The organism is Dolichospermum sp. LEGE 00246 (genome assembly GCF_015207865.1).
GTDB classification, from domain to species: Bacteria; Cyanobacteriota; Cyanobacteriia; order Cyanobacteriales; family Nostocaceae; genus Dolichospermum; species Dolichospermum heterosporum.
In genome coordinates this window covers 1-5,343 of record NZ_JADEWA010000382.1, presented here as the reverse complement: position 1 = coordinate 5,343, position 5,343 = coordinate 1, and the positions used below count along the sequence as shown (strand labels likewise).

General features: G+C 35.4%; 5 protein-coding genes. All 5 read left to right on the top strand.

Going from position 1 to position 5,343, the window contains the following annotated elements; all coding sequences use genetic code 11:
- The first annotated feature begins 841 nt into the window (after positions 1-841).
- A complete protein-coding gene (locus IQ228_RS20300; RefSeq protein ID WP_096667850.1) occupies positions 842-1,993 on the top strand; it encodes a hypothetical protein in 1,152 nt (383 codons plus the stop codon).
- Positions 1,935-3,215: a vWA domain-containing protein gene (locus IQ228_RS20295; RefSeq protein WP_193964165.1), complete on the top strand. Its 1,281-nt coding sequence runs from the start codon at positions 1,935-1,937 to the stop codon at positions 3,213-3,215. The genes IQ228_RS20300 and IQ228_RS20295 overlap by 59 nt, the downstream gene beginning before the upstream one ends.
- Positions 3,216-3,219: 4 nt before the next feature.
- Positions 3,220-4,032, top strand: coding sequence for a hypothetical protein (locus tag IQ228_RS20290; RefSeq protein ID WP_193964164.1), 813 nt, complete (start codon positions 3,220-3,222; stop codon positions 4,030-4,032).
- Between the two features lie 38 nt (positions 4,033-4,070).
- A complete protein-coding gene (locus IQ228_RS20285; protein ID WP_228043973.1) occupies positions 4,071-5,114 on the top strand; it encodes an ARC6/PARC6 family protein in 1,044 nt (347 codons plus the stop codon).
- Positions 5,111-5,343: hypothetical protein (locus IQ228_RS26795; RefSeq protein WP_228043972.1), on the top strand; the 233-nt coding region annotated here is incomplete at its 3' end. The genes IQ228_RS20285 and IQ228_RS26795, both read left to right, overlap by 4 nt.

Sequence of the window (5,343 nt, the reverse complement as noted above, 5' to 3'; positions counted from 1 at the left end):
CCCGAAAACACCAAAAAATAAATCCCCCAACCCATAACCACAACCTGGTAACATAGAGCCAGCAAATCTCAAAAATTAGTCGGTTTTAACCGACTTGAGCTATTAGACAGGGAATTGATTCCCTGTCTGATTGACTGGGAATTTAAAGAGAGGGGGTAAAAATAAAAAATCTCCTTCAACCCCGAAAACACCGGAAAATAAATCCCCCAACCCATAACCACAACCTGGTAACATAGAGCCAGCAAATCTCAAAAATTAGTCGGTTTTAACCGACTTGAGCTATTAGACAGGGAATTGATTCCCTGTCTGATTGACAAATAAAAAATCTCCTTCAACCCCGAAAACACCGGAAAATAAATCCCCCAACCCATAACCACAACCTGGTAACATAGAGCCAGCAAATCCCAAAAATTAGTCGGTTTTAACCGACTTGAGCTATTAGACAGGGAATTGATTCCCTGTCCAATTGACTGATTTGTTCGTGATTGACTCAAGGTTAAATAGTTTCTAAAAATTACTGAATTGTTGTAAAATATAAATACTGCATTGAAAAATGATAAATTGCAAAAACGTAAGGACTCAGGTGAGGTGATAAGAGTTAAGGAAATGTAGGTTGGGTTGAGCGACAGCGAAACCCAACAAAATCCTTGATAATGTTGGGTTTCGTTCCTCAACCCAACCTACGGTATAATTACTTTTTGAATCATTAACTAACGATTATTCCATAGCAATTAGTATAATTACAAAGATGGAACTAATCGTTGGTTGTCGCAATAAAAAACTCAATTTACACCCTTATCCCTAAAAATTAATATTTAAGCAATTAAAATATACACCAAATATGAGAATCTACCTTTACATACTAGCCGGCATCACATCAGCTTTAATAGGCTGGAATATAGGTCAATTTTTTCTCACAGACTTGGGGTTATTTAAACAGTTTCCCGAAATTACTTTATTTCCCTGTATAGCAGTTTCCTTAGCTTTTGGTATGGTGATGAATGAAATATTTATCAGCAACCCCACCAGACCAAAACGCAGTTTTCAAACGGCACAAAAGCCCCTATTAATAGCCTTGGGATTAGGGATACTTTCTGGGTTAATTGCTGGTATTATGTCCCAAATCCTGTTTTTACCAATTATTCGTGTACCTACTCCCATTGTGAGAACATTAGGATGGTTATTAATTGGTAGTTCTGTGGGTATTGCAGAGGGTTTAAGTTGGCGCTGGTATAGTATGGAAGCGGGGAGTAAAAAGCGCTTTCAACAAAGATTAAAAACCAGCATCATTGCTGCAAGTGGGGCGAGTTTTGCAGCAGCAATTATATTTGAAATCATTCGCTTAATGTTGGGAACAATGCCGGCAGAATTTAAAGGTATAGAAGATCCTATTGGTTTTTCTATTTTAGGTTTATTACTAGGTGGCGTTTTTAGTCTCACTAATTCTCCCAGTTATCTCGCGGCTTTGCGGGCTGGTAGTGGTTTTGAGTATAGGGAAATTAAACCAGAAATCAAACCAGACATTAACCCAGAAATTAAAGATCATGTTCAAGACTCGGAACTATCCACAGACTCCCTAACAGACTCACCCACCCTTAACCAATCTTATCCCTACATTAATAAATCGGTGCTTTCCTTTGTCACACTACATGATAGTCTGAATGAGGATGAAATAGAAGAAGGTTTATCTATCTCATTACCCGGAAATCAGACAATTACCATCGGTTCTAGAGTTGACAATACTATTTCTATTCCTGGTCTACCTCCCCATGTTGCTGATATTCAATTACAGAACCGGACAACCCTTCTCATTCCTGATAAACAGTTCTTTCATACCATAGAAATAAATAGTGTCCGTATAAAATCACGGAAGATTATCCCTTTGAAGCATAATTATGTATTGACTTTTTACACCATTAATGGAGATGACATCAATGAGGAAAAATATTATCGCTTTGTCTACTACAACCGCTTTTTGGACCCCCAGGCTTAGTCTATCTTTATTGTTGCTTCTGACTCTAGCTTGTCCCAGTTTAGCCCAGGTAAAAAAGACAGAAGTTATTGGTAGTCCCACATTCAAAGATGAGAAAGTAACAATTAGAATTAAAGTCAAAGGTGGAGATGATAGACCTGTAATGGGTTTAGAAGATACTAATTTTAAATTGACCGTTGATAAAAAGGAGGTTAAGTTTAAACCTAAAGATTGGAAAAGTCCAGAAGAAACTGTACCTCCTCCAGCTTGGATTATAGTTTTACTAGATTTTAGTGGCAGTATGAATCAAGTAGATAGTGGAGGAACTAAAAAAATAGCAGGTGCTATTAATGCGATTCGTCAATTTACGAAAATTTCTGGTGAACGGGGTGGAAATACCCAAATTTCTATAGTTCCTTTTGGAAAAGCTGGTAGTAAGTGTCCCGAATCGCCTGTAAATAAAGAAACTCTGGATAAGTTTCTAGCGGCGAATGATTTTAAACTGCAAAATAATCTGGATTATTTATCAAGTTTAAGTCCCTGTGCGTCTACAGATTTATATGAACCTTTAACCACAGCAGTCGAGTTTTTAGCGAATACTAAGGACTCCCGGTTTTACTTACCAGAAAATTCTTCCCAACCACAACCTAGACTATCAATAATTCTCCTGTCCGACGGATATCACAACGCACTTAATGAAGCGACTGATTTTGCAGCTTTAACTAAGTTACTCCAGCGCAAGGAAAATATTACAGTACATACTTTAGGTTATGGGTTGACACCACAGGAATTAGGTGTAAAATATAAATTAGGCAGACCTGCTACTCGTGCTGATTTGAATAAACGTAAAGTACCCGAAGCAGAATTTGTAGACCAACAAAGACTAGCAGAAATTGCCAAATTAACGGGGGGAATTGCGGAGTTTTCTGGTAATGCGGAAAGGATAGCGGAGAATTTACAATTATTTCTGAATGCGTTGTTAGGAGAGTATGAAATTACCTTTACTCAACCTAATGCAGAAAGGGGTTCTAAGCACAAAGTTCAGGTGAAAGTGAGTTCTCAAGATGGTAAAGCCAAGGACTCGCAAACCATAGAATATATTATGCCTGTATTTGGGCGATCGCTGCCTTTGGGAGTACGTCTAATCATGGTAATATCAGTGTTATGTATAGTCATGATTTTTGGAATAGTCCCTTTTCACTACTGGGGAAAATATCTAAAAGCAGAAGCACAAAGGGACTAATTCTATGAGGATATTTGGAAAACCTGGGCGAATATTTTTATTTTCTTTGAGTCTTTATTTTCTCACTGCTTGTTCTCAAAATCAGCCAGCAAATCAAGTAATTACTTCCCAATGTCCTACTCAACCAACAGCAGTTTTAGAAACCAACAATGTTAAACCTATTTCTCTGGGTTCTCAAGCTATGAAGGAAACAGGTATGGTGACTAATAATAAATCACTTGGTTATACTTTTACAGCTAAATCAGGTGACAAACTGGTTTATAAAACTAATCAAGATGTTTGTATTTGGATTTATACCCCAGACAATCAATTAATTACTAATCCTATTTTACCTCTTGATGGTAAGTATACGGTTCAACTTGCTGCTATGGGCGGTTCTACTACCTTTGATTTAGGATTGGAATTACAAAACGATGCAGACCAATCGTTATCATCAGCACAACCAATACCTTTAGAAACCAGTCAAACTAATATAGAAAATTCCCCCAGAAAAGATGCGGCTGATTTTATTAGAAATCATTATTTATCTCTAAACAACCGTGAATATAGTCAAACACGGAATCAACTATCAAATCAGTTTAAAAATAAATATTCTGGTACTTATGCAGAATATCAACAATGGTGGGATAGTGTTAAAGAAATAAAGATTGGTGATGTTAAAACTGTCAATGATAATGGTAATAATGTTACTTTAGATGCGGAGTTATGGTATTATATGAATGATGGGAGAACTGTTCAAGATTCTCGCAGTCGTATTTATTTAATATGGAATCAAAGTAATAATACATGGTTAATTAATGATAAATCTGAACCATGATGAAAATTAATTCTTGTTTAGCAAACCTGAGATGATATATGTTGAAAAAGTTAATTGTCTACTCTACCTGTCTATCAATTATCGGTTGTCAAACCATAGAAAATCCTCTAACCAATGTTTCCTCTAATGCTATCAGTTCCTCTGGTTGTGCTGAGAAACCTATGGTATCCTTGAGTGGAAAAGATGTAGAAACAGTTGCATTAAATGAAAGTACAATTACTAAATCTGGTCAAGTTAGTGCTAGTAAAAATATTGGCTATACCTTTACAGCAACAACAGGACAGAAATTAAGTTATAGCACTGATGCGGATGTTTGTCTTTGGGTATTTAGTCCAGATAATGAAATTCTCAAAGGTGGAGAGTTATCTAAAAATGGTAAATATATTATTCAAGTTGCTGCACCTAAAGGGGCAAAAACGTTTGATTTAGTATTGCGATTGGAGAATAATACACAAACTGCTAGTTTATCATCTTCTCCTATTCCCACACCTGTGGAAACAAATCAGGTTGCTATAATTCCCAAATCTAAAACCATACTAACAAGAAAACCTAGAAATTTATCCCCTGCATCAGTAGCAGAAAGTAACTCTGAAAATACTCCTGAAAATACTCCTGAAAATACTCCTGAAAATACTTCTGAAAATAATAATTATCAATCTAAAAATGATGATATTCAACCGGAAAATGATATTTCTCAAGAACAAGCATTAGAATTAGTCCAGAAATGGTACGCAGCAAAACCCAGAATCTTTGGTCCACCTTATGATACTGCTTTAGTTAATCAATTAGCAACAGGAAAACTATATACGTTTACAACTAAAGCGGATGGACCAGTTGCTTGGTTAGAAGAAAATGATGCTTATTATAAATACAATATTTCTGAGGTGAAGCAAGTTATTAATTTTTCTAATTCTGGCAGACGACCTTATATAAAAGTTAGGGTTTTTGAAGAAATGTATTTATATGGAAGGAATGGAATTGACAGAGGGAGTTCAGGTTCTTCTACCAGTAATTTCATTTACATTTTTGAAAAAGAAAACGGAATTTGGAAAATTTTTGATTACAAAAAGGTGGGCAGATGAATAATAATAATAAAACTCGCAAAATAATCCGTAAGATGAATACATCGGTTTTGATAAGGAGAATTATTTTCTTATTTTTACTACCGACATCACTATTTGTAGTTGTTTTCAATAAATTTACCCAAAACAAAGAACCAAATAAAATAGTTGATATTCATCAACAAAAATGTCAGGTTATATTACCATTAACATTAACATCTGATATACAAAATTTACATAAGAAAAATAC